The organism is Candidatus Aminicenantes bacterium (genome assembly GCA_026393795.1).
Taxonomy (GTDB): domain Bacteria; phylum Acidobacteriota; class Aminicenantia; order UBA2199; family UBA2199; genus UBA2199.
In genome coordinates, this window is record JAPKZL010000248.1 from 1 (window position 1) to 2,398 (window position 2,398).

Here is a 2,398-nt window from a genome sequence, read left to right on the forward strand (position 1 = left end):
CCGTGATGATCTCTTTAGCGATGCTCAAGCCCAAACCGACCCCGCCTTCCGCTTTCTGCCCGGGAACCCGGAAAAATTTCTCGAAGACCCTTTTTTGATGTTTTTTCGGAATGCCGCAGCCATTATCCGAAACTGAAAACACAACCTTTTCTCCATCCACTTTTGCCGACAGACGCACCACGCTGCCGACGGGGGAATACGTGATGGCGTTGGAAAGGAGATTGGCGAATACATAGGAAATCCGCGAACGGTCGGCGCACACATCGGGCAGATCGGCGGGCAGATCTATTTCCAGACGCATGCCCCTGTCCTGGGCTTGGCGGAAAAACGGGTTGCTCGCTTCCTCCACCAATTCATACGGTGAAACAGCCGTCATACTCAACCTGACGGTGCCGGATTCCAGACGCCTGATATCCAGGAGATCCTCGATAATCCTGTTCAACCTTTCGCTTTCATCCCGTGCGGAAACCAACAGATCGGCCTGCTTGTCGTTCAAATCCCCGACGTTTTCCTCCAACAGGAGATGCAGCGCCATGCGGATCGCCGTCAGAGGGGTTTTTATCTGGTGGGAGATCGTTGAAAACAGGTCCTTTTTTATTTCATCGTTCTGCATCAGCAAGGTCACGTCCTCCAGGATGATGATCGAACCGTTGAACTCCTTCTCATCATCGAAAATGGGAATCAGCCGCGGTTTAAAAAACCGTTCCTGGTTATCGCTGAATTGCTGGATTATTTCATGTTTTATTTCAGCGCCGGGTTGAGCCGGATTTTTCATGCTGCTGCGCTGGATTTCTGCCAGCCAGGGAAAAGGCGCCTGTTCGATCGATGTATTGGGAACCAGACCGAAATTTGTGCGCGCCGCCGTTGTGGCGATTTCGATTATTCCTTCCGCATCGACAATGGCGATGATCGCCGGCAGGTTTTTGAACGCCTCTTGCGTGGAGCGCTGTATCCTCAGAAGCTTCATCTGATCGGAGCGACGAAAAAGCCTCAAGCTGGCTACCATGTCATTGAAGGCCTCGGATAGCTGACCGATCTCATCGCGGGTGTCCACTTTGATCACCAGGTTCAAATTCCCCTTGCGGATTTCCTTGGTGGAAGCGATAAAGTGCTGGATGGGTTTCAGGATCCAGCGGTTGCTGAAGAGCATGAAAAACAATATGATCAGGGCTGAAAGGCCCAGGAAAAAGTACATGTCGCGGCGGGCCTCGGCTGCCTTGCGTCTGGCCCGGTTGCTGGCCTCATTCATGTTCTCCTGGTTCATCTGCAGGATTGATTCTGCCTTGGATTTTATTTGCTTGAAGAGGGGAAAGAGATTTTCCGAATAAATTTTCCGTAGGGCCTCCGGCTGGGAGGTCATAAACTTCTTGAGACCTGCGCCATAGAGATTGAACAAGGATTTCAATTCAAAGGCTTGAGCGGATTCTTCGGGCAGGGTCAGGTTGTGCAGTTCAATTTCCAGAGCTGCCTTGAAGTGCTCGCGGTTGGCTTCAATTTGCTCGACTCCTTCTTTTACGAAATCCGCAAGTATGAACAGCAATCCGCTGTCCATTCTTTCCAAGGCATCCTTCATCTGCTGGCAGGCGATGACGCTGTGGTAGTTCTCCTTCAGTATCACGTCGATGGACCTGCCAAGCTGGTTGAAGCGTTGAATGCTTTGCCAGGATATCAGGACCGCGATCACCAACAACATGGCGAATACCGCAGAAATCTTTTGCCGCAAAGTAAAATTCATTTTCGACTCCAAGAAATTACATGCAAGTATCTTGCCAAGACCTGAAACGCTTCAGGGAGGGTTTCTCAAATATTTTTATATGCTCTAAATTGAATTCTGCAATCAAGGTTCATTTTAAGATTGCAATTTGCAAGGCCGAACGGGGCGGGATACCAGGGATCAGATGTTGTATTTTTTCCTTTTGCGCCAAAGGGTCGCCTGGTCAATGCCCAAGGTTTCCGCCGCCTGCTGCAGGGAGGACGTCGCCGCCAGGATCCGGCGGATATGGACTTCCTCGATGCGGTCCAGGGGAACAGCGTCTCCCAGGCGCGGGAGTTCCTCGCTCGCGCAGATCTTGTCCGGAAGGCATTCCCTGCCGACGATCTCCGTCTTGCAGAAGATGGTGATGCGCTCGATGGTATTGCGCAGTTCGCGCAGGTTCCCCGGCCAGGAGTATTTGCTGAGAGCCGCCAACGCTTCCTCGCCAAATCCCTTGAATGCCCGGTGGCTGTTGCGGCCGAAAAAAAGGAGCATGTTGCGGGCGATGGCCTCGATGTCCTCCCTTCTTTCGCGCAGGGGGGGGACCTCGATCTCCACCACGTTCAGGCGGTAGAACAGGTCTTCCCTGAACCTGCCCTCGGCCACGGCCCTGCCCAGGTCGATGTTGGAGGCGGCGATCAGCCG

General features: G+C 52.8%; 2 protein-coding genes. Both read right to left on the minus strand.

What is annotated here, in order from left to right:
- On the minus strand, positions 1 to 1,735 hold a 1,735-nt coding region (locus NTW95_12540), incomplete at its 3' end, for an ATP-binding protein (GenBank protein MCX6558236.1).
- 159 nt (positions 1,736 to 1,894) lie between these two features.
- The coding region (locus NTW95_12545) for a sigma 54-interacting transcriptional regulator (protein MCX6558237.1) at positions 1,895 to 2,398 on the minus strand (504 nt) is incomplete at its 5' end.